Annotated in this window: 25 protein-coding genes and 1 pseudogene; 18 read left to right on the plus strand and 8 right to left on the minus strand. The window is 59.4% G+C overall.

Features of this window, described 5'->3' with window-relative positions:
• The 9 genes from ACXPVS_RS21465 (at window position 1) to ACXPVS_RS21505 (ending at window position 8,664) form a co-directional block, all read left to right on the plus strand.
• A complete protein-coding gene (locus ACXPVS_RS21465; RefSeq protein WP_458511717.1) occupies window positions 1-930 on the plus strand; it encodes an electron transfer flavoprotein subunit alpha/FixB family protein in 930 nt (309 codons plus the stop codon).
• 80 nt (window positions 931-1,010) lie between these two features.
• The gene (locus ACXPVS_RS21470; protein WP_458511718.1) at window positions 1,011-1,847 is read left to right on the plus strand and encodes a substrate-binding periplasmic protein; all 837 of its coding nucleotides are present in this window, start codon (window positions 1,011-1,013) and stop codon (window positions 1,845-1,847) included.
• 9 nt (window positions 1,848-1,856) lie between these two features.
• On the plus strand, window positions 1,857-2,213 hold the full coding sequence (locus ACXPVS_RS21475; RefSeq protein ID WP_458511719.1) for a DUF4398 domain-containing protein: 357 nt from the start codon (window positions 1,857-1,859) through the stop codon (window positions 2,211-2,213).
• Window positions 2,210-3,022 carry an OmpA family protein gene (locus ACXPVS_RS21480; protein WP_458511720.1) on the plus strand — a complete coding sequence of 271 codons (813 nt, stop codon included), beginning with the start codon at window positions 2,210-2,212 and terminating at the stop codon, window positions 3,020-3,022. Before ACXPVS_RS21475 ends, ACXPVS_RS21480 begins: the two co-directional genes overlap by 4 nt.
• Window positions 3,023-3,223: 201 nt before the next feature.
• A complete protein-coding gene (locus tag ACXPVS_RS21485; protein ID WP_008146981.1) occupies window positions 3,224-4,663 on the plus strand; it encodes an aminotransferase-like domain-containing protein in 1,440 nt (479 codons plus the stop codon).
• An 88-nt stretch (window positions 4,664-4,751) separates the two neighbouring features.
• Window positions 4,752-5,219 (plus strand): translation initiation factor 2, encoded by a 468-nt coding sequence (locus tag ACXPVS_RS21490; protein ID WP_458511771.1) that lies wholly within the window; start codon window positions 4,752-4,754, stop codon window positions 5,217-5,219.
• Window positions 5,220-5,381: 162 nt separating this feature from the next.
• On the plus strand, window positions 5,382-5,636 hold the full coding sequence (locus ACXPVS_RS21495) for a YkgJ family cysteine cluster protein (RefSeq protein ID WP_458511721.1): 255 nt from the start codon (window positions 5,382-5,384) through the stop codon (window positions 5,634-5,636).
• Window positions 5,637-5,677: 41 nt separating this feature from the next.
• Complete coding sequence (locus ACXPVS_RS21500) at window positions 5,678-6,283, plus strand: START domain-containing protein (protein ID WP_458511722.1); 606 nt, start codon at window positions 5,678-5,680, stop codon at window positions 6,281-6,283.
• A gap of 287 nt (window positions 6,284-6,570) precedes the next feature.
• On the plus strand, window positions 6,571-8,664 hold the full coding sequence (locus tag ACXPVS_RS21505) for an LTA synthase family protein (protein WP_458511723.1): 2,094 nt from the start codon (window positions 6,571-6,573) through the stop codon (window positions 8,662-8,664).
• A 61-nt stretch (window positions 8,665-8,725) separates the two neighbouring features.
• On the opposite strand, the gene ACXPVS_RS21510 is transcribed toward ACXPVS_RS21505, so the two are convergent.
• Window positions 8,726-8,884, minus strand: coding sequence for a DUF3309 family protein (locus ACXPVS_RS21510; RefSeq protein ID WP_174602692.1), 159 nt, complete (start codon window positions 8,882-8,884; stop codon window positions 8,726-8,728).
• A gap of 279 nt (window positions 8,885-9,163) precedes the next feature.
• Between ACXPVS_RS21510 and ACXPVS_RS21515 the strand changes: the two genes are divergently transcribed.
• From ACXPVS_RS21515 to csrA, 3 genes are all read left to right on the plus strand, one after another.
• Complete coding sequence (locus ACXPVS_RS21515) at window positions 9,164-9,979, plus strand: SDR family oxidoreductase (RefSeq protein WP_458511724.1); 816 nt, start codon at window positions 9,164-9,166, stop codon at window positions 9,977-9,979.
• 65 nt (window positions 9,980-10,044) lie between these two features.
• Window positions 10,045-10,377, plus strand: a complete 333-nt coding sequence (locus ACXPVS_RS21520) for a YnfA family protein (protein ID WP_458511725.1) — start codon at window positions 10,045-10,047, stop codon at window positions 10,375-10,377.
• A gap of 153 nt (window positions 10,378-10,530) precedes the next feature.
• Window positions 10,531-10,716: a carbon storage regulator CsrA gene (gene csrA / locus ACXPVS_RS21525; protein ID WP_458511726.1), complete on the plus strand. Its 186-nt coding sequence runs from the start codon at window positions 10,531-10,533 to the stop codon at window positions 10,714-10,716.
• A gap of 4 nt (window positions 10,717-10,720) precedes the next feature.
• Here csrA and ACXPVS_RS21530 read toward each other — a convergent pair whose 3' ends face one another.
• The 5 genes from ACXPVS_RS21530 to mnmC all read right to left on the minus strand — a co-directional run bounded on the left by ACXPVS_RS21530 (window position 10,721) and on the right by mnmC (window position 17,923).
• Window positions 10,721-10,948 carry a YheU family protein gene (locus ACXPVS_RS21530; RefSeq protein WP_458511727.1) on the minus strand — a complete coding sequence of 76 codons (228 nt, stop codon included), beginning with the start codon at window positions 10,946-10,948 and terminating at the stop codon, window positions 10,721-10,723.
• Window positions 10,949-11,021: 73 nt separating this feature from the next.
• Window positions 11,022-12,212, minus strand: coding sequence for an osmoprotectant NAGGN system M42 family peptidase (locus ACXPVS_RS21535; RefSeq protein ID WP_458511728.1), 1,191 nt, complete (start codon window positions 12,210-12,212; stop codon window positions 11,022-11,024).
• Window positions 12,213-12,308: 96 nt separating this feature from the next.
• Window positions 12,309-14,042: an N-acetylglutaminylglutamine synthetase gene (gene ngg / locus ACXPVS_RS21540; protein WP_458511729.1), complete on the minus strand. Its 1,734-nt coding sequence runs from the start codon at window positions 14,040-14,042 to the stop codon at window positions 12,309-12,311.
• A 3-nt stretch (window positions 14,043-14,045) separates the two neighbouring features.
• A complete protein-coding gene (locus tag ACXPVS_RS21545; protein ID WP_458511730.1) occupies window positions 14,046-15,818 on the minus strand; it encodes an N-acetylglutaminylglutamine amidotransferase in 1,773 nt (590 codons plus the stop codon).
• A 122-nt stretch (window positions 15,819-15,940) separates the two neighbouring features.
• A complete protein-coding gene (gene mnmC / locus ACXPVS_RS21550) occupies window positions 15,941-17,923 on the minus strand; it encodes a bifunctional tRNA (5-methylaminomethyl-2-thiouridine)(34)-methyltransferase MnmD/FAD-dependent 5-carboxymethylaminomethyl-2-thiouridine(34) oxidoreductase MnmC (RefSeq protein WP_458511731.1) in 1,983 nt (660 codons plus the stop codon).
• 160 nt (window positions 17,924-18,083) lie between these two features.
• On the opposite strand from mnmC, the gene pap reads away from it, so the two are divergent.
• Entirely contained in the window at window positions 18,084-19,607 is a 1,524-nt protein-coding gene (gene pap, locus ACXPVS_RS21555; protein ID WP_458511732.1) for a polyphosphate:AMP phosphotransferase, read from the plus strand.
• A 101-nt stretch (window positions 19,608-19,708) separates the two neighbouring features.
• The gene (locus tag ACXPVS_RS21560; protein WP_458511733.1) at window positions 19,709-20,893 is read left to right on the plus strand and encodes a thiolase family protein; all 1,185 of its coding nucleotides are present in this window, start codon (window positions 19,709-19,711) and stop codon (window positions 20,891-20,893) included.
• An 80-nt stretch (window positions 20,894-20,973) separates the two neighbouring features.
• Here ACXPVS_RS21560 and ACXPVS_RS21565 read toward each other — a convergent pair.
• Window positions 20,974-21,155: pseudogene (locus ACXPVS_RS21565) on the minus strand (DUF6316 family protein).
• A 194-nt stretch (window positions 21,156-21,349) separates the two neighbouring features.
• Here ACXPVS_RS21565 and ACXPVS_RS21570 point away from each other — a divergent pair.
• Window positions 21,350-22,309: a DMT family transporter gene (locus ACXPVS_RS21570; RefSeq protein WP_458511734.1), complete on the plus strand. Its 960-nt coding sequence runs from the start codon at window positions 21,350-21,352 to the stop codon at window positions 22,307-22,309.
• Between the two features lie 40 nt (window positions 22,310-22,349).
• Here ACXPVS_RS21570 and ACXPVS_RS21575 read toward each other — a convergent pair whose 3' ends face one another.
• A complete protein-coding gene (locus ACXPVS_RS21575; RefSeq protein WP_458511735.1) occupies window positions 22,350-23,744 on the minus strand; it encodes a class II fumarate hydratase in 1,395 nt (464 codons plus the stop codon).
• A 193-nt stretch (window positions 23,745-23,937) separates the two neighbouring features.
• Here ACXPVS_RS21575 and ACXPVS_RS21580 point away from each other — a divergent pair, with 193 nt between their 5' ends.
• The 3 genes from ACXPVS_RS21580 (at window position 23,938) to trhO (ending at window position 25,818) form a co-directional block, all read left to right on the plus strand.
• Window positions 23,938-24,462, plus strand: coding sequence for a DUF2059 domain-containing protein (locus ACXPVS_RS21580; RefSeq protein WP_458511736.1), 525 nt, complete (start codon window positions 23,938-23,940; stop codon window positions 24,460-24,462).
• A gap of 12 nt (window positions 24,463-24,474) precedes the next feature.
• A complete protein-coding gene (locus tag ACXPVS_RS21585) occupies window positions 24,475-24,774 on the plus strand; it encodes a BolA family protein (protein ID WP_458511737.1) in 300 nt (99 codons plus the stop codon).
• Window positions 24,775-24,876: 102 nt separating this feature from the next.
• The gene (gene trhO, locus ACXPVS_RS21590) at window positions 24,877-25,818 is read left to right on the plus strand and encodes an oxygen-dependent tRNA uridine(34) hydroxylase TrhO (protein ID WP_458511738.1); all 942 of its coding nucleotides are present in this window, start codon (window positions 24,877-24,879) and stop codon (window positions 25,816-25,818) included.
• Window positions 25,819-25,821 lie beyond the last annotated feature (3 nt).

Genomic DNA, 25,821 nt, shown 5'->3' on the forward strand with positions numbered 1-25,821 from the left:
ATGACTATCTTGGTAATCGCTGAACACGACAACAAGGTCGTGGCCCCGGCCACGCTGAACACCGTGGCGGCTGCCGCCAAAATCGGTGGCGATATCCACGTTCTGGTTGCAGGCCAGGGCGTTGGCGCCGTGGCTGAAGCCGCGGCGAAAATCGCTGGCGTGACTAAAGTGCTGGTGGCCGACAACGCCGCCTACGCTCACCAACTGCCGGAAAACGTAGCGCCGCTGGTCGCCGAACTGGGCACTGGTTACAGCCACATCCTGGCTGCCGCTACCTCCAACGGCAAAAACATCCTGCCGCGCGTTGCCGCGACCCTGGATGTTGACCAGATCTCCGAGATTATCTCGGTTGAAAGCGCTGACACCTTCAAGCGCCCGATCTACGCCGGTAACGCTATCGCTACCGTTCAGTCGAACGCTGCAGTGAAAGTGATCACCGTGCGTGCCACCGGTTTCGACCCGGTGGCGGCTGAAGGTGGTTCGGCCGCTGTTGAAGCCGTTGCTGCGGCTCACGACGCTGGCACTTCCAGCTTCGTTGGCGAAGAACTGGCCAAGTCCGATCGTCCGGAGCTGACCGCTGCCAAGATCGTCGTTTCCGGCGGTCGCGGCATGCAGAACGGCGACAACTTCAAACACCTGTACGCCCTGGCCGACAAGCTGGGCGCGGCCGTCGGTGCTTCCCGCGCCGCGGTCGACGCCGGTTTTGTACCCAACGATATGCAGGTCGGTCAGACCGGCAAGATCGTTGCTCCACAGCTGTACATCGCCGTCGGTATCTCCGGCGCGATCCAGCACCTGGCCGGCATGAAAGACTCCAAAGTGATCGTTGCGATCAACAAGGACGAAGAAGCGCCGATCTTCCAGGTGGCCGATTACGGCCTGGTGGCGGACCTGTTCGAAGCCATCCCAGAGTTTGAGAAGCTGGTTTAATCCAGCGGCCTGACTTATAAAGAGCCCGACCTTTTGGTCGGGCTTTTTTTTGTTTCGGATTTGAGTGGGAGAGTGTCTCCATGGATTTGCGCCGCGTTTATGGCGGGTCATTACTGTTGGGCCTGACAGTATTTTCCGGGCTGTCCGTCGCTGCAGGCAAGTGCGAACGCCTGGTGGTGACCGGCAGCCCCGATGCGCCACCGTACCTGTGGCAAGACCCGCAGAACCCCAAGTACTTGATCGGCGCCAGTGCTGACCTGTTGCAGCACGTGGCGGGGGAGCTGGGAATCAAGGTCGAACTGCTTTACGCCGGCAAGCGCTCCCAGGCCCTGGACGAAGTGCGTAGCGGGCGAATGGACATACTGGCGGATGCGTCATTGACGGTCAGTGAGCTGGAAACCCTGGATTACATTCATCCTCCGTTGCGGGAAAACGATTACCTGATCTGGACCCGCAAAGACTCGACGCTGGTCTACAACGAAGCGCAGGACCTTCACGGTCACCCCGGTGCGTTGTCGGAACAGTCTCGAATGACTGCAGCATTCGGCATGTTCGCCGAGCAGCAATTGACCCTCACACGCACGACAAACCTGACCCAGGCCTTTCAGAAATTGCTGTTGGGCGAGGTGGAGTTTGTCCTCGCGGGACGCTACTCGGGCATGGCCGCCGTGCAGACGCTGAGCATGGCCAACGACCTGATCGCCCGTCCACAACCGATCGACAAACCCGGCCTGTTCCTCGCGGTTTCCCACAACTCCGCCTGCAACGATCCGTGGTTGCGCGGACAGCTGGCCAAAAAGATGACAGAATTGCCCGCGTCCGGACTGACGGAAGCCGTGCTGCAACGCAATATCGAGCGCTGGAAGGCGCAGCTCTCGCAGCCGCAGCCACAACCTGTCAGTACCCCAAAACAGTAGGGATTTTTAGTGAGTATTCGACCTCTTTTCGCTGCCCTGGCCATTCTGGCTCTGGCGGGTTGTGCAGCCGATCCGGTGCCGAATGAACAAATGCGCCTGACCGAACAAGCACTCGAACAGGCCAAGGCCGTGGGCGCTACCGCCGCCGACGTGCCGGAAATGAAACTGGCCGAAGACAAGTTCAATCGCGCCAAGGGCAGCATGAACGACCAATCCTTCAAGAACGCGCGCATGCGGGCCGAGCAGGCGGAGCTGGATGCGCGTCTGGCCGAAGCCCGGGTTCTGACCCTCAAGAGCGAGGAGCAGTTGAACGCGCTCAATACCCGCATCACTCGCCTGCGCAAGCAATTGGGAGACGCCCAATGAGCCTCAAGACCAATGCCCTGGGCGGTTTGATCCTGGCAGGCTGCGCCAGCCTCTATGGTTGTGCCGGTCAGCACAGCGACGCCGAGTTAAAGCAGGCCAGTACTGACTTCCAGAAGGTCAAGGAGGATTCCAGTGTGCTGCGAATCGCGCCCAAGGATGTGATTCGCGCCGGTGAGTCGCTGGCCCGTGCCGATCGTCTGTCCAGCTACTGGGGCAGTGGATCGGACGTGCTGCATTACGCTTACCTGAGTGAGCGTTATAGCGAAATCGCGCGCGAACACACCAATCAGGTGCTCAACGAAGAACGTGCAGCGAAGCTCGAACTGGAGCGTCAGCGCCTGCAACTGGCCCTGCGCGAATCCAAGCTGCTGAGCGTGCAGCAGCAGGGCAAGTGGCTCGAAGAACAGATTGTCGCGCTGGCGACCACCCAGACCGACCGCGGCCTGGTGATGACCTTGGGTGACGTGCTGTTCGACACGGGCGAAGCGGAGTTGAAAAACTCGGCGAACCGCGTGGTGTTGAAGATCGTGCAGTTCCTGCAGCTCAACCCCAAGCGCGTGGTGCGCATCGAAGGCTACGCCGACAGTACCGGCGTCAAGCAGGACAACCTCAAGCTGTCCCGTGACCGTGCGCAATCAGTGGCGGACGTGCTGATGGACTTGGGCATCGACGATAAACGTATTCAGGTCGAAGGCTACGGTGATGAATATCCGGTCGATGTGAACGCCTCCGAACGGGGACGTGCACAGAACCGTCGGGTGGAAATTGTGTTCTCTGACGAAAAAGGCCAGCTCGGCGCTGCCCGCTAAGGGCTGCGTCACTGGAAAACCCGGCCTGCCCGTCAGCGCCGGGTTTTTTTACGTCTGCTAATCAACTCACAAAACAGTACAGTTTTTGCTGACACTGCACTGTACGGTCGACTATTGTGGCAACTGTCCCAGTACACTTCTAAACTGTTCCGGTATTGTTTCACACAAGAATAAAATGCCCGTGAAATCGAGTGCTGCGTCATGACCAATCTCTTGCTGTACCAACGTATTGCTCAACAACTGGCTGAAGACATCCGCCGTGGCGTCTATCAACCGGGGGAGCGCGTGCCTTCGGTGCGCAAGATGAGCTCGCAGCTCAACGTCAGCCATGCGACGGTGTTGCAGGCTTACGCCAACCTCGAGGATCAGGGGCTGATCCGCGCCCGGCCGCAGTCCGGTTACTATGTGCACCAGACCCCGGCCCTGACCGCGCCGACACCGGACATCGCCCGGGTCGAGCGTCCAGGCCTGGTCACGCGCAGCAGTATCATCCAGCAAGTCCTGGTCGAATCCCGCCGCGAGGGTGTGTTTCCCTTGGGCGCGGCGGTACCGAGCGTTGATTATCTGCCGGTGCGGGCGCTGCATCAGCAACTGGCCAAAGTCACCCGTTTCCATAGCCCGCGGGCGTTCAGCTACATGTTCAGCCCGGGTTTCGAACCCTTGCGCCGACAAGTGGCGATCCGAATGCGCGATGCCGGCGTGGTGGTCGATCCCTCGGAAGTGGTGATTACCCACGGCTGCGTCGACGCGTTGCAGATGTCCCTGCGAGTGCTGACACGCCCAGGCGATCTGATCGCCGCCGAGTCGCCGACTTACTACGGTTTGCTGCAACTGGCTGACCTGCTGGGCCTCAAGGTCATCGAGATCCCGAGCGATCCGGCCACCGGTATGAGCCTTGAAGCCCTGCAGCTGGCGGCCAACCAGTGGTCGATCAAGGCGTTGGTGCTGACCACTCGTCTGAGCAATCCATTGGGCGGCACTATGCCCGAAGAGCGGCAAAAGCAACTGCTGCGCCTGGCCTCGGATTTCGATATCCAGATTGTCGAAGACGATATCTACGGCGAACTGATGTTCGAGCAAGGTCGCACCAAATCACTTAAAGCCTACGATCGGCTGGATCGGGTGATCTATTGCTCAAGCTTCTCCAAAACCCTGTCGCCGGGCGTGCGGATCGGCTGGATGATTGCCGGCAAGTACCAGCAGGAAATCCAGCGTTTGCAGACCTTCAGCACCCATTCGGCCTGTAGCGTCACGCAGATGGGTATTGCGGCGTACCTGGAGAACGGTGGTTACGACCGACATTTGCGCTACATCCGTCAGGAGTACCGCAAGAACCTCAGTGCTTTCCAGCTGGCGGTGCAGCAATACTTCCCGGAAGGCACGCAGATGACCCGGCCGACCGGTGGCTTCATTCTGTGGGTCAGCCTGCCGGGGCGGGTCAACACGCAGGAGCTGCACGTTCGTGCGTTGCAGCAGGGCATCAGCATCGCGCCGGGGCTGATTTTCAGTAACACCGAGCAGTTCAACCACTGCATTCGGCTGAACTGCGGCACACCCTGGAACCGTGAAGCCGAACGTGCATTGATGACCCTGGGCATGCTCGCCACCCAGCTCTGTCAGGAGATGGTCGGCGGCTTTTGAGGGGGCGGGCAGGATATTCCTGCTCGAGCTTGTCATGTCCCCTGCAACAGGCGAGCATATGGCTCCTGCCGTTGGTACCGTTGGGTCTATGAAGCCGATTTTTCCCGCCGTCTGGCTATTGATCTGCCTGCTGATAACCACCCAGGCCGAAAGCGTATTGGCGGCCTCCGCGCAAGAAAAACCGGCAGCCAGCGCCACTTCGAAAAAACCTGCCCCCGCCAAGAAAGCCGCGTCGATCAAAAAGACAGTGGCCAAGGTGAAAAAGCGACCGCCGATGGCCTCCAAGTCCAAACCCGCCAGTGAGATCGCGAAAACCAAGCTTCCTTCGGCCGGCCTGGATCTAAGCCTGCCCCAAGACATGGCCGAGGAGCTGAAACCGATCGGTACGGTAGCGTTACCACGGCACGATGCAGTATTCCCGCAAATGTTTGGTGACAAGGCGGGTCCGTTTCAGCTTAACGGGAGGCTGATCAGCAACGAAATGCAGTTGCAACTGCGCAACGAAGAGCGCCATGAAGTCGAAGGCGCAGCCCTGGAGTTCGAGTTCAAACGATAATGTCTTAGCGTTCTTGATTCGCTGGCCAGACGCTTTGTCGGAGACTGGTCAGTCACACTCGTTTAAGCGAAAAAACCGGGTCCAGATAATTTTAAACAAGCGTTTTAGCGGTTACTCTGTGCCACGTCCTTTAACATATCGCCCGTCGAGGAGCGCGTCGTCATGAAATGCCGTGAAGGCTGTGGCGCCTGTTGCATTGCCCCTTCCATCAGTTCACCGATTCCCGGCATGCCCAATGGCAAGCCCGCTGGTGAACGTTGCGTACAACTTTCTGCCGAAAACCTGTGCGGCATTTTCGGCAGACCCGAACGGCCAGCCGTTTGCTCGGCATTCGAAGCCGACCCCGAAGTCTGCGGAAGCAGCAATGACGAAGCGATCAAATTGCTGGGATGGTGGGAGCAAATGACGGCGGCGTGATGTATTCAACGAACGGAACTTCAACAATAAGGAATAAGATTATGGGTTCGCTGCATCGTATGGCTGTGTTGTGTGGTTTGACGGTAATGTTTGCCGCCACGGCTGCTCAGGCCGAAGACTGGAAAGTCGCCAAGGAACAGGACGGCATCAAGATCTCCTTGAGCGAGGTGGGCGGCTCCGATTACAAGGCCTACCGTGGTGTTACGCTGATGAAGACCACCATGGCCAAACTGCGTGCTTTGCAGGAAGACGTGCCGGGGGCCTGCGCCTGGATTCACGAATGCAAGACCCAGAAATTGCTCAAACACGAAGGTGATCAGAGCTGGACCTACACTCAGTTCAATACTCCTTGGCCGGTTACCGAGCGTGATTCGGTGCTGCATGTGACCACCCTCGAGGGGGCTGATGGCAGCCTGACCCGTAAACTCGAAGGTGTGCCGAAGTATATGCCTGAAGAAAAAGGCTTCGTGCGGGTTACCAAGGTCGACGGTTTCTGGAAGTTCGTGCCCAAGGGCGATCAGATCGAAGTGACTTATCAGGTGCACACCGAGCCGGGCGGTAGCATACCGTCGATGGTGGCCAACAAATTTGTGGTCGATGCGCCGTTCAATACCTTGAAAGCCCTGAAAGAACGCGCTGAGAAGTAACAGCGCTGCTTTTTTTATAAAACGCCCCGACTGGTTCGGGGCGTTTGCATTTTGAATTCAGGCCGCGGTTTTATTTTGTTTCCGAATATGCGTTGCACGAAATTTTCACAAAGCCTCCAAGACAATTCGCCCGCGCCAAACATGCCGGACAGTAATCAATGGCAATGCCGCGGGTGATCGTGCAACATTTGCGCACTGCGCAAGCCCCGGGGCCGAGTACTGGCCAACAGAGGGCAACGCGCCGCTGTATTTTTGAAACTTCAACTTCCAATGGGTCCTAAAACGACATGGCAAACCCGGACGCCCTGAGTCAGCAGCGAGCTTCTAGTCGCCTGCTGCAACCGACCGTCAAATCGCATCTGGCCTACACGCTGCTGTGTGCCCTGGTCATGATGGTCATGTTCAGCCTGCTGCGCCTTGCGCTGCTGGTTTACAACCGTGAGATGATCCTCGACACCCCGGCTTCGACCTTTCTTGAAGCGTTCGCTAACGGTCTGCGTTTTGACCTGCGCCTGGTGGTCTACCTCAGCATTCCATTGCTGCTGGCGCTGTTCAGCGTCCGAGCGATGGCTGCACGCGGATTCTTCCGGTTCTGGTTGACCATTGTCTCGAGCATCGCCCTGTTCCTGGGCCTGATGGAGATGGACTTCTACCGCGAGTTCCACCAGCGCCTCAACGGCCTGGTCTTCCAGTATGTGAAGGAAGACCCGAAAACCGTGATGAGCATGCTCTGGTACGGTTTTCCGGTGGTTCGCTACCTGCTGGCCTGGGCCGTGGGCACGTTGATCCTGACCTTGGCGTTCAAGGGCGCCGACCGCGCCACCCGGCCTCGTGGTCCCTTCAGCGGCGGCAGCATCGGCACGCGCAAGGTCGCCCCGTGGTACGCACGCATCGCGGTGTTTGTCGTCTGCCTGCTGATCTGCGTGGTCGCCGCTCGTGGCACCCTTCGCCAAGGCCCGCCTATGCGTTGGGGTGACGTCTACACCACCGACTCGAACTTCGCCAACCAGTTGGGCCTCAACGGCACCTTGTCGCTGGTCGCCGCGGCCAAGAGCAGGATGTCCGAAGATCGCGACAACATCTGGAAGGCCACCCTGCCACAGCCTGAAGCGCAGAAAGTCGTGCGTGACATGCTGGTGATGGCGGACGACAAGCTGGTGGATGCCGAAACCGCAGCCGTGCGTCGCGACTACACGCCTCCAGCCGACAAGACCCTGCCGATCAAGAACGTCGTCGTGATCCTGATGGAAAGCATGGCCGGTCACTCGGTGGGCGCCTTGGGTGCGCCGGGCAACATTACGCCGTACCTCGACAAACTGTCGAAGGAAGGCCTGCTGTTCGACCGCTTCTTCTCCAACGGGACCCATACCCACCAGGGTATGTTCGCCACCATGGCGTGCTTCCCGAACCTGCCAGGTTTCGAATACCTGATGCAGACGCCGGAAGGCAGCCACAAGTTGTCCGGCCTGCCGCAATTGCTCAGCGCCCGTGACTATGACGACGTGTACGTCTACAACGGCGACTTCGCCTGGGATAACCAGTCGGGTTTCTTCAGCAACCAGGGCATGACCAACTTCATTGGTCGTAACGACTACGTGAACCCGGTGTTCTCTGATCCGACCTGGGGCGTGTCCGACCAGGACATGTTCGACCGTGGTCTGGTAGAGCTCAAGGCGCGGGAAAACGGCAAGCCGTTCTATGCGCTGCTGCAAACCCTGTCCAACCACACGCCTTACGCCTTGCCGACCCCATTGCCGGTCGAGCGCGTGACCGATCGCGGTAGCCTGAATGAGCATTTGACCGCCATGCGCTACTCGGACTGGGCGCTGGGCCAGTTCTTTGAAAAGGCCCGCAAGGAGCCGTATTTCAAGGAAACCCTGTTTGTGATCGTTGGCGACCACGGTTTTGGCAACGAGCGTCAGATCACCGAAATGGACCTGGGTCGCTTCAACGTGCCGATGTTGTTGATCGCACCGGGCATCCAGGAGAAATTCGGCGAGCGAGACCATACCGTGGGCACGCAGATCGACATTGTGCCGACCATCATGGGCCGTATTGGTGGCGAAGTGCGTCATCAGTGCTGGGGCCGCGATTTGCTCAACCTGCCTGAAGGCGACACCGGTTTCGGCGTGATCAAGCCGTCGGGTAGTGAGCAAACCACCGCCATCATCACGGCTGATCAGATTCTGGTGTTGCCGAAGGAAAAGGAAATGGCGCCGAAGATGTACCAGTACGAACTGGGCGCGACACCTCACGCCGAGATCGTTCTGGATGCACCGCGTACCGCTGAGCTGAAGCTCAAGCTCGAAGCGTTCCTGCAAACGGCGACCGAGAGTTTGATCGACAATACCGCCGGTGTGGTGGATGGCAAGCCGGACTAAGTCTTGATGCAATAAAAAAGAGGCCCTTGAAAAGGGCCTCTTTTTTTTGCCTGTTAAGCCTTTATATCTTGCCGAGCAACAACAGGATTAACAGCACCACCAACACCACGCCGATGATACCCGACGGACCATAACCCCAACTTCTGGAGTGCGGGAAGACCGGTAAACCACCTACCAGCAGGAGGATCAGAATAATGATTAGAATTGTGCCCATGTCTATTTCCTTGTTGGAAGTGTTCTGGAATTACCTGGCGTTTAGCTGTCAGCCGGGCGGCTATAAAGCCGGGCTGCTTACAAAATCCGACTGTGCCGAATGAAAGAAAATTCCAAGTTTTTTTAATGTTTTTCGAAGAAAGGCTTATTTCTTTTTTATTGCTCTAGTGGGTTCAGGCGCTCTCCCGGTTTGCTCGGGCCATTCAGCAATCTGATGGAGCGTGGGTCGGGCATTGTCCTTCGCTACACTCGGTACAACTTCCCCGGAACAACAAGGCTGTTTGCTATGCAAAATCGCATGATGATCACTGGTGCGGGCTCGGGCTTGGGGCGCGAAATCGCACTGCGCTGGGCGCGTGAAGGCTGGCAGCTGGCCTTGTCGGATGTCAGCGAACCCGGTCTGCAGGAAACCCTGAAATGGGTGCGCGAAGCCGGCGGCGACGGTTTTATCCAGCGTTGCGACGTGCGCGATTACAGCCAGCTGACCGCTTTCGCCCAAGCCTGCGACGAGAAACTCGGTGGCATCGATGTCATCGTCAACAACGCCGGCGTTGCCTCGGGCGGGTTCTTCAGTGAACTGTCCCTGGAAGACTGGGACTGGCAGATCGCGATCAACCTGATGGGCGTGGTCAAGGGCTGCAAGGCCTTCCTGCCGCTGCTGGAAAAAAGCAAAGGCAAGATCATCAACATCGCGTCAATGGCCGCCCTGATGCAAGGCCCGGCCATGAGCAACTACAACGTGGCCAAGGCGGGGGTGGTGGCGTTGTCCGAAAGCCTGTTGGTCGAACTGGCGCAGCAGGAAATCGGCGTGCATGTGGTGTGCCCGTCGTTCTTCCAGACCAACCTGTTGGACTCGTTCCGTGGCCCGACGCCGGCCATCAAAGCCCAGGTCGGCAAGTTGCTGGAAAGCTCGCCCATCACCGCGGCCGACATTGCTGATTACATCTATCTGCACGTCGCCGCCGGCGAGTTCATGATCCTGCCTCACGAACAGGGCCGCATGGCCTGGGCGCTCAAGCAGAAGAACCCGCAACTGCTCTACGACGAAATGACCGTCATGGCCGACAAAATGCGCGCCAAGGCCAAACAAACCGCAGGTTGAGCTTGCCCCCTACACAAGACCGTCGTTAGGGTGGCCGTCATCGGCCATCCTCGCGAGATGTATGCATGCTCAATTACCTGTGGTTTTTCCTCGCCGCACTGTTCGAAATCGCCGGCTGCTTTGCCTTCTGGATGTGGCTGCGCCAGGGTAAAAGCGCCTGGTGGGTCGTGCCAGCGCTGCTGAGTCTGACCTTGTTCGCACTGTTGCTGACCCGCATCGAAACAACCTACGCCGGTCGCGCGTATGCCGCTTACGGTGGCATCTACATCATCGCGTCGATCGGCTGGCTAGCGGTGGTCGAGCGAATTCGTCCGCTGGGTTCGGACTGGCTCGGCGTGGCACTGTGTGTGATCGGGGCGAGTGTCATCCTTTTCGGCCCGCGCTTCTCCGCTTCCTGAAGGATCGGTCCTTCATTTAATGAGTTTGTCGGACGCTTCCATAGGATCTGTTCGGGTGGTGCTGTAGGGCGGGACTGATTTGCTGCCGTCGCATTGAAGCCCCACTCAGTGCAGGGCATCTTCAGGGTTCGATAACCCTGAAGGACGAATGCCATGCTTGTACTCAGTCGCGTTGTGGGCGAGTTGATTTCCATCGGTGACAACATTTCCGTGCGCATTCTTGCCGTCAACGGAGGCAGTGTGCGCTTCGGTGTCGAAGCGCCGAAAAACGTCAACGTGCACCGTTCCGAGGTCTACGACCGCATCCAGGTCCAACGGGCGAAGAACAAAGCACACTGAGGTCTCAGTCGAACAGGTGCTTGGGCACATCGTGTTTGAGCATCAACTGGCATTGCTCGCTTTGCGGGTCGAAGACAATCAGCGCCTGGCCCTTGGTCAATGCCTGGCGAACACGCAGAACACGGGTTTGCAGCGGCGTGTCATCGCCGTTGTCCGTACCGTCACGGGTCACGAAATCCTCGATCAGACGGGTGAGTGTGTCGACTTCAAGTTGGTCGTGGGGGATCAGCATAGGCACCTCGGCTAAACAATGGCGCGATGCTACGGCGGTTGAACGCACAGAGCCAGTAGGAGCTGCGTTCGCTTTAGTTATCCGACCGCTGCCCCACCAGGCTATCCACCGACGGCACCCGCGTATCGCTTTCCATCTGCGTCTCATGTTCGATCTGATGGCTGAACCGGTCCAGCGACCCCTTGGCAGGCTGAGCATCGCTGGCAAACACCGGCGGACTCAGAATGTAGGCGCCGAGCAGGCGGCTGAGGGCGGCGAGACTGTCGATGTGGGTGCGTTCGTACCCGTGAGTGGCGTCGCAGCCGAAGGCGAGCAGGGCGGTGCGAATGTCATGCCCGGCAGTGACCGCCGAATGGGCATCGCTGAAGTAGTAGCGGAACAGGTCGCGACGCGCCGGTAACTCGTTCTCACTGGCCAGGCGCAGCAGATGCCGCGACAGGTGATAGTCGTAAGGTCCACCGGAATCCTGCATTGCCACGCTCACCGCGTGTTCGCTGGAATGCTGACCCGGCGCGACCGGGGCAATGTCGATGCCGACGAATTCGCTGACGTCCCACGGTAACGCCGCCGCCGCGCCACTGCCGGTTTCTTCGGTAATAGTGAACAGCGGATGACAGTCGATCATCAGCTCTTCGCCGCTGTCGACGATCGCTTTCAATGCCGCCAGCAACGCCGCTACACCGGCCTTGTCATCGAGATGTCGGGCGCTGATGTGACCGCTTTCGGTGAACTCCGGCAAAGGGTCGAAGGCGACAAAATCACCGACGCTGATGCCCAGCGAGTCGCAATCGGCGCGCGTGGCGCAATAGGCGTCCAGGCGCAACTCGATGTGATCCCAACTGATTGGCATTTCATCCACGGCGGTATTGAACGCATGCCCGGAAGCCATCAGCGGCAGCACGCTGCCACGGATCACGCCGTTGTCGGTAAACAGGCTGACGCGGCTGCCCTCGGCAAAACGGCTGGACCAGCAACCCACAGGCGCGAGGGTCAGACGACCGTTGTCCTTGATCGCGCGAACCGCCGCGCCGATGGTGTCGAGGTGAGCGGAGACCGCACGGTCGGGACTGTTTTTCTTGCCCTTGAGGGTGGCGCGGATGGTGCCGCGACGGGTCATTTCAAAGGGAATTCCAAGTTCTTCAAGCCGCTCGGCGACGTAACGCACAATGGTGTCGGTGAACCCGGTCGGGCTGGGAATGGCGAGCATTTCCAGCAGGACTTTTTGCAGGTAGTTCAGATCCGGTTCCGGAATTTTGCTGGTCATTGAAACTCCTGATGAGTTAAGCGCTGATCGTTCCCACGCGGACGGTTCGACGCCTCGATGTGGGAACGATCAGGAAGAGGGGGGCTAAGCCGCCGTCTAACTGTGTGGGAACAACAAATCCACAAACCGCTCAGCCGTCGGCTGTGGTTCATGGTTGGCCAGTCCGGCGCGCTCATTGGCTTCGATAAACACGTACTCCGGTTGATCGGCGGCGGGCACCATCAGGTCAAGCCCGACCATTGGAATGTCCAGCGCGCGCGCCGCTCGCACTGCCGCATCCACCAACGTCGGATGCAAAATCGCAGTGACATCCTCAAGAACCCCGCCGGTATGAAGATTTGCCGTCTTGCGTACGAACAGATGCTCACCGGCCGGCAGAATGCTGCTGTAGTCATAACCCGCCGCGTGCACGGTGCGCTCGGTCTCATGATCCAGCGGGATTTTGCTTTCACCGCTGGTAGCCGCCTGACGACGCCGGCTCTGCGCTTCGATCAGTGCACCGATGGAGTGCTGACCATCGCCTACCACTTCTGCCGGTCGGCGAATCGCCGCGGCGACCACCTCAAAACCGATCACCAGAATCCGCAGGTCGTGGCCTTCGTGGAAGCTCTCCAGCAGTACGCGACTGTCGAACTGGCGGGCAGATTCGATGGCGTGCTGGACCTCTTCGATGGTCCGTAAATCCACCGCGACGCCTTGGCCCTGTTCACCATCCAGCGGTTTGACCACCACCCGTTCGTGCTCGTCGAGAAACGCCAGATTGTCATCGGCGTTGCCCATCCGTTGCTGCGCCGGCAGGTTCAAACCGGCAGCCTTGAGCACTTTGTGCGTCAGGCTTTTGTCCTGGCACAGGCTCATGCTGATGGCGCTGGTCAAGTCGCTGAGCGATTCTCGGCAGCGTACCCGCCGCCCGCCATAGCTGAGGGTGAACATCCCGGCATCAGCGTCATCGACCTGGACATCGATGCCGCGACGGTGCGCTTCCTCAACGATGATTCGTGCATAAGGATTGAACTCGGCTTCGGGACCCGGGCCAAGAAACAACGGCTGGTTGATACAGTTTTTGCGCTTGATGGCGAAGGTCGACAGGTTGCGAAACCCTAGCTTGGCGTAAAGACTTTTCGCCTGCTGGTTGTCGTGCAGCACTGACAGGTCCAGGTAACTCAGGCCACGGCTCATGAAGTGCTCGATCAAATGCCGCACCAACACTTCACCGACGCCCGGTCGCGAGCATTGCGGATCGACCGCCAGGCACCACAGGCTGCTGCCATTTTCCGGATCGTTGAACGCTTTGTGGTGATTGAGGCCCATGACGCTACCGATGATCGCGCCGCTGTCCTCATCTTCGGCCAGCCAATAGACGGGGCCTCCCTGATGGCGCGGGGTCAGCAAACTCGCGTCGATCGCCAGCATGCCGCGTAACTGATACAGCTGATTGATCGCCTGCCAGTCGGCATCGCTCTGGGCCCGGCGGATGCGAAAGCCGCGAAACACTCGAGTCGACTGGCGGTAATCACTGAACCACAGGCGCAAGGTGTCAGACGGGTCGAGAAACAATTGGGCCGGCTCCAGCCCCAGCACTTGCTGAGGCGCAGCCACGTACAGGGCGATATCGCGTTCACCGATGTGCTCGTTGAGCAGCTCTTGGGCCAGGCTCGCCGCATTCGGGAAGGTGTGGCCGATCAGCAACCGGCCCCAACCGCAATGCACCGCAATCGGTGCGGCGCCCAATTCACTGCCGTCTTCGGCCAGGCGTGCCTGCAAGCGTTCGTAAGAGGGCGCCTGACCGCGCAACAAGCGTTGGCTGTAGACCGTGGCGTGGGGTTTCATCGATCAGATTCCTTGTTCACTGAGCCACAGGTTCAGGGCCGCCAATTGCCACAGCTTGGAACCGCGCAACGGAGTCAACTGGCCTTGCGGATCGGTGAGCAGGCGGTCGAGCATTTCTGGCTTGAACAGTCCGCGATCCTGACTCGGATCGAGCAGCAGTTCGCGCACCCAATGTAGTGTGTCGCCCTGCAAATGCTTCAGGCCCGGCACCGGGAAGTAACCTTTCTTGCGATCGATCACTTCACTTGGAATGACCAGGCGCGCGGCTTCTTTCAAGACTTGCTTGCCGCCATCCGGCAGTTTGAATTTGCCCGGCACGCGCGCCGACAACTCCACCAGGCGGTAGTCGAGAAACGGTGTGCGCGCTTCCAGGCCCCAGGCCATGGTCATGTTGTCGACGCGTTTGACCGGGTCGTCCACCAGCATGATCGTGCTGTCCAGACGCAAGGCTTTGTCCACCGCCGCATCGGCGCCGGGCTGTGCGAAATGTTCTTTGACGAAGTCACCGGCCGCGTCGTTGGCCGTCAGCCATTTCGGCTGCACGGTAGCGGCGTAGTCGTCGTAGCTGCGGTCAAAAAACGCATCGCGATAGGCGGCATACGGATCATCGGCACCGTCAACTTGTGGATACCAGTGATAACCGGCAAACAGCTCGTCGGCACCCTGGCCGCTCTGCACCACTTTGCAATGCTTGGCCACTTCGCGGGACAGCAGATAGAAGGCAATACAGTCATGGCTGACCATCGGTTCGCTCATGGCGCGGAACGCTGCGGGCAGTTGTTCGATGATCTCTTTTTCGTCGATGCGCAATTGGTGATGCTGAGTGCCGTAGTGTTTGGCGATCAGGTCCGAATACTGGAACTCGTCGCCGCGCTCGCCGCCGGCATCCTGGAAACCGATGGAGAAGGTCGACAGGTTCTCAACACCGACTTCACGCAATAGTCCGACCAGCAGGCTCGAATCGACACCGCCCGAAAGCAGAACACCCACGTCGACCGCCGCCCGTTGGCGGATCGCCACGGCGTCACGGGTGCTGTCGAGTACACGGTCACGCCAGTCTTCGAGCGTCAGATTCATCTCGTCGGCGTGTGGGCCGTAGGGCAGGGTCCACCAGGTTTTCTGCTCGGTGGTGCCGTCCGCTTCAATGCGCATCCAGGTCGCCGGTGGCAGTTTCTCGATGCCGGCCAGCAAGGTGCGCGGGGCCGGAACCACGGCGTGGAAATTCAGATAATGATTGAGTGCCACTGGGTCGAGGATTGGGTTGATGTCGCCGCCCTTGAGCAACGCCGGCAGTGCCGAGGCAAAGCGCAGGCGCTGGCCGGTACGCGACAGGTACAGCGGCTTCACCCCGAGACGGTCGCGGGCGATGAACAGGCGTTTAGCGTCGCGCTCCCAGATGGCGAAGGCGAACATGCCGTTGAGCTTGGGCAGCAAGGCTTCGCCCCAGGCGTGATAGCCCTTGAGCAGCACTTCGGTGTCACCACCCGAGTAGAAGGCGTAACCGAGGCTTTCAAGCTCAGTGCGCAGCTCCGGAAAGTTGTAGATCGCGCCGTTGAAGGCCAGGGATAAGCCCAATGGGTTGTCGATCATCGGCTGCGCAGAGCCATCCGACAGGTCCATGATTTTCAGGCGACGATGGCCCAGGGCAATCGGCCCCTGGCTGTGGAAGCCCCATGCGTCAGGGCCGCGAGGGGCCAGGTGATGGGTCATTCGTTCAACGGCCGCGAGGTCCGCAGGTTGATGATCAAAGCGTAACTCGCCAGCTAATCCGCACATAAATTCCTTACCGGTTTTCCGTTGGGGAGGGTCAATCGATACCGCGCCACAAACGGCGGTACTCAGGAACTGACCCGGCTGAATCCCCGGAGTTTTAGACCAATAAGTTATAAGGCGGACCGTCAGACTTTTCCGCGGATCAACTGGCGCACGGCAAAACGGTTGGGATGACAGGCCTCGGCGACCGTTTTGGGCAGGGGCAGAGGTTCGTTTTCGATCCATGCCGCGAGCAATTCACCCGACAGTGGCGCGGTGATCAAGCCGCGAGAACCGTGGCCGCTGTTGACGTAAAAGCCCTCAAGCCAGGGGCAGGGAATGTCCGGCACTTGTCGGGCGTCCTTGCTCAATACGGCATAGGCGTCGGCGAACGCTACTTGCTCGGCCAACGGGCCAACGATCGGCAGGTAGTCCGGACTGGTGCAGCGGAATGCGGCGCGTCCTTCAAGCTGTTGCGGGTCCAGTGCCTGTGCCTGCAGTCGCGAGGCCAGGTCGGGGGAGATTTCCTCGAGCAAGGCCAGATTGCCGAGGTGTTCGGCGAGGGTCGGGGTCAGGTCATCGCGCTTGAAGTCGAAGCTGGCGCCGAGGGTGTGCTCGCCCAATCGAGCGGGCGCCACATAGCCTTCGGCGCAGACGACGGTGGCCAGACTCTGGCTTTCAGGGGTTTGCGCCAGTCGGGTGATCTGCCCGCGAATACGCTTGAGGGGCAGTTCGGCGCTGTGTGGAAAACGCTTGATTTCGGCGGCACCGGCCAGGATCACCACGGGGGCACTGGCCAGCAAATTATCACCGTCCCAGGCCTGCCACTGATCATCAACCTTGCGCAGCTCCAGTACCTCGCGATGGAGCAGCCACTGGATGTTCACCGAAGACGCCTGCCAATGGCACAACGCCGGCGGATGAACCCAGCCACCTTCCGGGAAAAATAATCCGCCGTGCTCCAGGGCGATTCCGGCCTGAATCTGGGCTTGGGGTTGATCGAGCAAGTGCACCAGGTCCGGGGAAAAGGCGGCGGCCAATTGTGCCTGCCGCTCGGCTTCCTTGGCGTTGAAGGCCAGTTGCAAGACCCCGCAATCGTCCCAGTCGATGCCCCGTTGCAAATGTTCCAGTAGGCGCCGGGTATAACCGAAGCCACTGACAATCAATTGCGACAACGCGGTGCCATGGGCCGAAAGCTTGAGGTACAGCACGCCCTGTGGATTGCCCGAGGCTTCCTGAGCCAGCGCATTGTGACGCTCCAGCAGACTGACTTGCCAGCCCCGCTCAGCCAGGCTGGCGGCGCTGGCGCAACCGGCCAGGCCGGCGCCGATCACCAAGGCACGACGTTCGCCGTTCAGTGGCGTCGGACGGGCAAACCACGGTTTAGCCAAGGCGGGCGCCGGGACTTCCTCAGGCCAACCGAGGAACGCACCCCGCAAAATCTCCCATTTGTGGCCAATGCCGGGCGTGCGTTTCATTTTGAAACCTGCCGCGTTCAGCAGGCGGCGCACCCAGCCGGTGCTGGTAAACGTACTGATGGTCGAGCCGGGTGCCGCCAGACGCGCCAGTTCGGCGAACAGTTCGGCGGTCCACATGTCAGGGTTTTTCGCCGGGGCGAACCCGTCGAGAAACCAGGCATCGATCTGCGCGTCCAATTGCGGTAATTGTTCCAAGGCATCGCCGATCAGCAGGGTCAGGGTCACGCGGCCGTTGTCCAGCACCAGGCGCTGGAAGCCCTGGTGGATCGCCACGTAGTGCGTCAGCAATTGATCGGCAAACGCCTTGAGCTCCGGCCACAAGGCCAAGGCCCGATGCAGATCGGGCAGGCTCAGCGGGTACTTTTCGACACTGACAAAATGCAGTCGCGCCCCGGCCACCGCGTGCTGCTCGAACAACTGCCAGGCGCAAAGGAAATTCAGCCCGGTGCCGAAACCGGTCTCGCCAATCACCAACCGGCCATTGGCCGGCAACGCGGCGAAGCGTTCACGCAACGCGTTCTGTTCGAGGAAGACGTAGCGGGTTTCGTCCAACCCTGACAGATCGGAAAAATACACATCGTCGAACACCCGCGAGCGCGGGAGCCCTTGGTCGTCCCAGTCGAGCTGGGCGTGGGGCAATACAGGTTTCATGGCAGGCTCGGCAACGGCAAGGCGGCCATTCTAGCCGATCGCCGTAGCGGTGCTTGACCCATGGCAACGTCCGATCCAGCTCGAACGCTGAAAATGGGATTTCTCCCACGCAGGCGAGGTCAATCCGCTAGTCTTGCTCAATCTGGAAAGGGAGCCATCTATGTTCGAATCCGCCGAAATCGGTCACGCCATCGACAAAGAAACCTATGACGCCGAAGAACCGGCCCTGCGTGAAGCCTTGCTCGAAGCACAGTTCGAACTTCACCAGCAGGGCCGCTTTCCGGTGATCATTCTGATCAATGGTATCGAAGGCGCCGGCAAGGGCGAGACGGTCAAGTTGCTTAACGAATGGATGGACCCACGCTTGATCGAGGTCCGCACGTTCGATCAGCAGACCGACGAAGAGCTGGCTCGGCCACCGGCCTGGCGCTACTGGCGGAAGCTGCCGGCCAAGGGCCGCATGGGGATTTTCTTCGGCAACTGGTACAGCCAGATGCTGCAAGGCCGGGTTCATGGTTTGTTCAAGAACCCGGTGCTGGATCAGGCGATCAACCAGTCCGAGCGCTTTGAAAAAATGCTCTGCGACGAAGGCGCACTGATCTTCAAGTTCTGGTTCCACCTCTCCAAGAAGCAAATGAAGGCGCGACTCAAGGCTCTGGCGGATGACCCGCTACACAGCTGGCGCATCAGTCCACTGGATTGGCAACAATCGAAAACCTACGACAAATTCGTGAAATACGGCGAACGGGTGTTGCGCCGTACCAGCCGCGACTATGCGCCTTGGCATGTGATCGAAGGGGTGGACCCTCATTACCGAAGCCTGACGGTGGGCAAAATCTTGCTCGAAGGCCTGCAAAATGCCCTGCAGCGACCCAAAGTTCATCCCGACAAGGTCAATGCCGCGCCGTTGCCCATTCATGTCGATCAGTTGAACCTGCTCGACAGCCTGGATTTAACCCGGCGCCTGGACAAGGACGATTACGAAGAGCAATTGATTACCGAGCAGGCACGATTCTCCGGCCTGATGCGCGACAAACGCATGCGTCGGCACGCGCTGGCGGCGGTGTTCGAGGGCAATGATGCGGCAGGCAAGGGTGGGGCGATCCGCCGAGTCGCGGCGGCCCTCGATCCACGCCAGTACAACATCGTGCCGATTGCCGCGCCCACCGAAGAGGAACGTGCACAGCCTTATCTGTGGCGGTTCTGGCGGCACATCCCGGCCAAGGGCAAGTTCACGGTGTTCGATCGTTCGTGGTACGGGCGGGTGCTGGTGGAGCGCATCGAGGGCTTCTGCCTGCCGACGGACTGGTTGCGGGCCTACAGTGAAATCAACGATTTCGAAGAGCAGATCGCGGAGGCCGGGGTGATCGTGGTCAAGTTCTGGCTGGCCATCGACAAGCAGACGCAACTGGAGCGCTTTCAGGCGCGGGAAGAAATTCCGTTCAAGCGTTTCAAGATCACCGAAGATGACTGGCGTAATCGTGATAAATGGGACGACTACCGCGCGGCGATCGGTGACATGGTTGATCGCACCAGCACCGAGATATCGTCCTGGACGCTGGTGGAAGCCAATGACAAGCGTTGGGCGCGAGTGAAAGTTCTGCGCACCATCAATCTGGCGCTGGAAGAGGCTTTCGAAAAGTCCGACAAGCACGACAGGAAGGTAAAGGCGCGTAAGAAGTGAACGATGGTTACGCATACGCGGGGTGAATGATTGTCGCGGTCGCTAATGCAGTGGACTTATGCTCGGTCCACTCTCAACCGACAACAACAATGAGGTATGCCATGCGTGAAGTGGTGATCGTCGACAGCGTGCGGACCGGCCTGGCCAAATCCTTTCGCGGCAAGTTCAACCAGACCCGTCCGGACGACATGGCGGCCCACTGCGTCAATGCACTGCTGGCGCGTTCTGGCATCGATCCGGCCAGCGTCGAGGACTGCATCGTCGGTGCCGGTTCCAACGAAGGTGGCCAGGGCTTCAACATCGGTCGCAACATCGCGGTGCTGTCACGCCTGGGCACCGGCATTGCCGGCATGACCCTCAACCGCTTTTGCTCGTCGGGCTTGCAGGCGATCGCCATCGCCGCCAACCAGATCGCCTCGGGTTGCAGCGACATCATCGTCGCCGGTGGTGTCGAGTCGATCAGCCTGACCATGAAAAGCATCAACACCGACAACTTGATCAATCCGCTGCTTAAAGAGCAGGTGCCAGGTATTTATTTCCCGATGGGCCAGACGGCCGAAATCGTCGCTCGTCGTTACAACGTCAGTCGCGAAGAACAGGATCTGTATGCGCTGCAAAGTCAGCAACGTACCGCTCAGGCTCAGGCCGATGGATTGTTTGACGATGAAATCGTGCCGATGGCGGTGAAGTATCGCGTTGAAGACAACGTCACCGGTCAGGTGCAGATCCTTGACGGCATCGTCGATCGCGACGACTGCAATCGGCCGGGCACCACGCTGGAAAGCCTGGCGGGATTGAAACCGGTGTTTGCCGAAGACGGTTCGGTGACGGCAGGCAATTCTTCGCAGCTGTCCGATGGCGCGTCGATGACGCTGGTGATGAGCCTGGAAAAAGCACTGGAACTGGGGTTGAAGCCCAAGGCGTTCTTTCGTGGTTTCACCGTGGCCGGTTGCGAGCCGGATGAAATGGGTATAGGTCCGGTATTTTCGGTGCCGAAATTGCTCAAGGCCAAAGGTTTGCAGATTGCCGACATTGATCTGTGGGAACTCAACGAAGCGTTCGCCTCGCAATGCCTGCACAGTCGCATTCGGTTGGGGATCGATAACGACAAGTACAACGTTAATGGCGGCTCGATTTCCATCGGTCATCCGTTCGGCATGACCGGTTCGCGTCAGGTCGGGCACCTCGTGCGTGAATTGCAGCGGCGCAACGTGCGTTACGGCATCGTCACTATGTGTGTGGGTGGCGGGATGGGGGCGACCGGGCTGTTCGAAGTGGTGCGTTAAGACTGCAGATTTGTGTTGCCTGGTTAAGCGCTATCGCGAGCTTGCTCCGGGCGGCGATTCGACGATGCAGGCGCCGCGGTCTATAGGTTCATACGTAAAAGCGGCATCCGCTCAATGTAAGCCTGTACCTCTGTCGCCAACTTCTCGGGATTTTCAAACGGCCCTTCAAGGGTTTTTTCCGGGTACTGAAATACAAATGCCCATTCACGCGACACACCCGGTCGCAGCGAAAGTGAGTGGCTGGGGCATTGTCCTGGGGAATGTTCCTGTTGGCGAATCCCCCTGAGCTTATGCATGAACCACTTGCAACGCCTGGCCAGCCGATCGACGGCATAGCGCCATTTTAATGGTGCGACCTGCACAGTTTTATACGCGGCCAGCGCCCAACTGTCCCTGTGTGCCGGACGGCGCTAGGCCTAGAATGAGCTTTCTCGCCACTTGGCTTCGGGGTTCGCAATGCACATTTCATCGGGTCGCTGGGTTTTCGGTCTGTTCCTGGCCTTGTTGACCGCGCTGCTGTGGGGAATCCTGCCGATCAAACTCAAGCAAGTGTTGCAGGTGATGGACCCTGTGACGGTGACCTGGTTTCGACTGTTCGTATCTGGCGGGTGCCTGTTCATTTATCTGGCGGCGACCAAACGCCTGCCGAGCCGCAAGGTGCTCGGGCCGCGTGGTGGCTGGTTAGTGTTGATGGCGGTGCTCGGCCTGGTGGGCAACTACGTGCTGTACCTGATGGGCCTCAACCTGCTTAGTCCCGGCACCGCGCAACTGGTGGTGCAGATGGGCCCGATCATGTTGCTGATCGCCAGTCTGTTTGTGTTCAAGGAACGGTTCAGCGTGGGGCAGGGGGTTGGCCTGCTGGTGCTGTTGATCGGATTTGCCCTGTTTTTCAATCAGCGGCTGGCCGAGTTGCTGACCTCGCTGACCGATTACACCGCCGGCGTGCTGTTGGTGTTGTTGGCGTCCACAGTCTGGACGTTCTACGCCTTGGGCCAGAAGCAATTGCTCACGGTGTGGAATTCGCTTCAGGTCATGATGGTGATCTATCTGTTCTGCGCGCTGTTGTTGACGCCGTGGGTGCATCCGCTGGAAGCGCTGCAACTGAGTCCGCTGCAAGGCTGGCTACTGCTGGCGTGCTGCATGAACACCCTGATCGCCTACGGTGCGTTTGCTGAGGCTCTGGCCCATTGGGAGGCGTCGCGGGTCAGTGCGACGCTGGCGGTTACGCCGCTGGTGACGTTTGCTGCGGTGGCAGTGGCCGCGTGGATGTGGCCGGACTATGTGCATGCCGAGACGATCAATGGTCTGGGTTATGGCGGGGCGGTGCTGGTGGTAATGGGGTCGGCGCTGGTGGCGTTGGGGCCGTCGTTGATTGCCGGGCTCAGGGCTCGAAAGGCCCGAGTAGCGGCCGGATGATCGTTCCCACGCCTGGGAACGATCAGTTGGGGGAGGGCGCTTAGCCCTTGGCACCGGCCTCCAGCATATTCTCCGGTCTTACCCACGCATCAAACTCTTCATCCGTCAGATACCCGAGTTGCAACGCCGCCTCACGCAAGGTCAGCCCTTCTGCGTAAGCCTTTTTGGCGATTTCCGCCGATTTGTCATAACCAATGTGCGGATTCAGCGCTGTCACCAACATCAACCCTCGCTCCAGATGTTCAGCCATTTTCTCTGCGTCCGGCTCCAGGCCGGCAATGCAATGCTGCTGGAAGTTGCTGCAGCCATCGCCGAGCAGGCGGATCGATTGCAGCAGGTTGTGGATGATCACCGGTTTGAATACGTTCAGTTGCAGGTGCCCTTGACTCGCGGCAAACCCGATGGAGACGTCGTTGCCCAATACCTGACACGCCAGCATCGACAGGGCTTCGCACTGAGTCGGGTTGACCTTGCCAGGCATGATTGAGCTGCCCGGTTCGTTGGCTGGCAGTTTCACTTCGGCGAAGCCTGCTCGCGGCCCGGAACCCAGCAGACGCAGGTCGTTGGCGATTTTCATCAGGGTCACGGCGAGGGTTTTCAGCGCGCCGGACAGTGTTGTCAGCGGTTCATGGCCCGCCAGGGCGGCGAATTTGTTGGGTGCGGTGACGAACGGCAGGCCGGAGAGGGCGGCCAGTTCGGCGGCGATGGCTTCGCCAAAACCGTGGGGCGAGTTCAGCCCGGTGCCGACCGCGGTGCCGCCCTGGGCCAGTTCACAGACGGCCGGCAGCGCGCTGCGGATCGCCCGCTCGGCGTAATCCAGTTGCGCGATGAACGCCGACAGTTCCTGACCGAAAGTAATCGGCGTTGCATCCATCATGTGGGTCCGGCCGGTCTTGACCAGTTTCATATGCCGTGCGGACAGCTCAGCCAATCCGCCCGACAGCTCGTTGATCGCCGGCAGCAATTGCTGTTGTACCGCCTGGGTTGCCGCGATGTGCATGGCAGTCGGGAAACAGTCGTTGGAACTCTGGGAACGGTTGACGTGATCGTTCGGGTGAACCGGCGATTTGCCGCCGCGACCATTACCGGCCAGTTCGTTGGCCCGCCCGGCGATCACTTCGTTGACGTTCATATTGCTCTGGGTGCCGCTGCCGGTCTGCCAGACCACCAGCGGGAACTGGTCGTCATGGCTGCCGTCGAGCACTTCGTCGGCAGCCTGTTCGATCAGCCGGGCGATGTCGGCAGGCAGGTCGCCGTTGCGGTCATTGACCCGGGCAGCGGCTTTCTTGATCAGCGCCAGGGCATGCAGCACCGCCAGCGGCATGCGTTCGTTGCCGATCGCGAAGTTGATCAGCGAGCGTTGCGTCTGAGCGCCCCAGTAGGCTTCATCCGGGACTTCCACCTGGCCAAGGCTGTCGGTTTCGATACGGCTCATCATGCACACTCCTGTAGGTCTGATAGCGCAGTTTAGGCCCCGATCGCTGGCCGTGGTTCCATCAGTCTGGAATTTGACCGTTCAACCTCTCTAAATCAGGCCCGGCAAGGCTTGGGGTTGAGTGACACACTTTTTTAGGCGCAGAATGGACGCCCTTGGGGTTTTACCTCGCCTGCTAGATTAAGGAAACTCGATGACTCGTCTTCGTGCCATCTGTACCGCGGTTGCACTGGTTTGCGCCAGCGGCCCTGTTTTTGCCGATACCGCTAGCCACAACGCCAGTGCCGAAGCTTTCCTGACCCTGGCACACGCGGACAAATTGGGCACTCCGGTGTACATGCAGGTGCAGCAAATGTTCGCTCAGCGCTTTGAACAGACCAAAGCCCTGGCGTCGAAAAAAGCCTTGCTGGAAACCTACCAGGCCAAAGCCAACGCCGCGCTGGACCAAGCCATTGGCTGGAAAAAGCTCAAGCCGGACATGGTCAAGCTCTACACCACCAACTTCAGCGAATCCGAGCTGAAAGACCTGGTCGCGTTCTACCAGTCGCCACTGGGCAAGAAAGTCCTGGAAAAAATGCCGCAGCTGACTCAGCAATCGGCCCAGATGACTCAAGCCAAACTGGAAAGCGCCGTGCCTGTGGTCAACAAATTGCTGGCAGACATGACCGCCGAGCTGGAGCCTAAAGGCGCCGCCGCTCCAGCCAAGAAAAAGCCTTAAGCGGAGTTCGGTATGACCATGCAACAACGCATCGAATCGACGCTGGGCCTGTTGCAGCCGCAGCATCTGCAAGTGCTGGATGAAAGCCACATGCACAGCCGTGGGTTGCAGACTCACTTCAAGGCCGTGGTGGTCAGCCAGCAGTTCGAAGGGCTCAACCGCGTCAAGCGTCACCAGAAAGTCTACGGCACGCTCGGGGAGCTGATGGGTGAGTTCCATGCGTTGGCGCTGCATACCTACACGCCAGCGGAATGGGCACAGATCGACGCGGCTCCAGCCTCGCCGACCTGTGCTGGCGGCAGCAAGCATTAAGCATCGGTTTTTTGCTAGAATCCGCAACGCGCCGCTCCCCCGGCGCGTTTTTTTTCGCATCCGGTTCACCCCTTACGAGGGTAGCCACCTGGAGAATCACCCATGACACAACAGATTGTCGTGGCGGCACTTTATAAGTTCGTCACCCTGGAAGATTACGTCGCCCTGCGCGAGCCGCTGTTGCAAGCGATGGTCGACAACGGCATCAAAGGCACGCTTCTGATCGCCGAAGAAGGCATCAACGGCACCGTGTCAGGCAGCCGCGAAGGCATTGACGGGCTGATGGCCTGGCTCAAGAACGATCCGCGCATGGACGACATCGACCACAAAGAGTCGTACTGCGACGATCAGCCGTTCTATCGCACCAAGGTCAAACTCAAGAAAGAAATCGTCACCCTCGGCGTCGAAGGCGTGGACCCGAACAAGAAGGTCGGCACCTACGTCGATCCAGAGAACTGGAACGCGCTGATCAGCGATCCGCAAGTGCTGTTGATCGACACCCGCAACGACTATGAAGTCTCGATTGGCACCTTCGAAGGCGCCATGGACCCGAAGACCACCAGTTTTCGCGAGTTCCCCGACTACATCAAAGCCAATTTCGACCCGGCCGTGCACAAGAAAGTCGCGATGTTCTGCACCGGCGGCATTCGTTGTGAAAAGGCGTCGAGCTATATGCTCAGCCAGGGCTTCGACGAGGTCTATCACCTCAAGGGCGGCATTCTGAAGTACCTCGAAGAGGTGCCGCAGGAAGAAACCAAGTGGCAGGGCGACTGTTTCGTGTTTGATAACCGCGTGACCGTTCGTCACGACCTCAGCGAAGGCGACTACGATCAATGTCATGCCTGTCGTACACCGATCAGCGCCACCGACCGCACATCCGAGCACTACGTGGCCGGCATCAGTTGCCCGCATTGCTGGGATAAGCTGAGCGAGAAGACCCGTCGCAGTGCCATCGACCGGCAAAAGCAGATCGAACTGGCCAAGGCTCGCAACCTTCCTCATCCGATTGGCTACAACTACAAGCAAACTCCTTCCGAGGCTTGAACC

The organism is Pseudomonas sp. Ma2-10 (assembly GCF_054330215.1).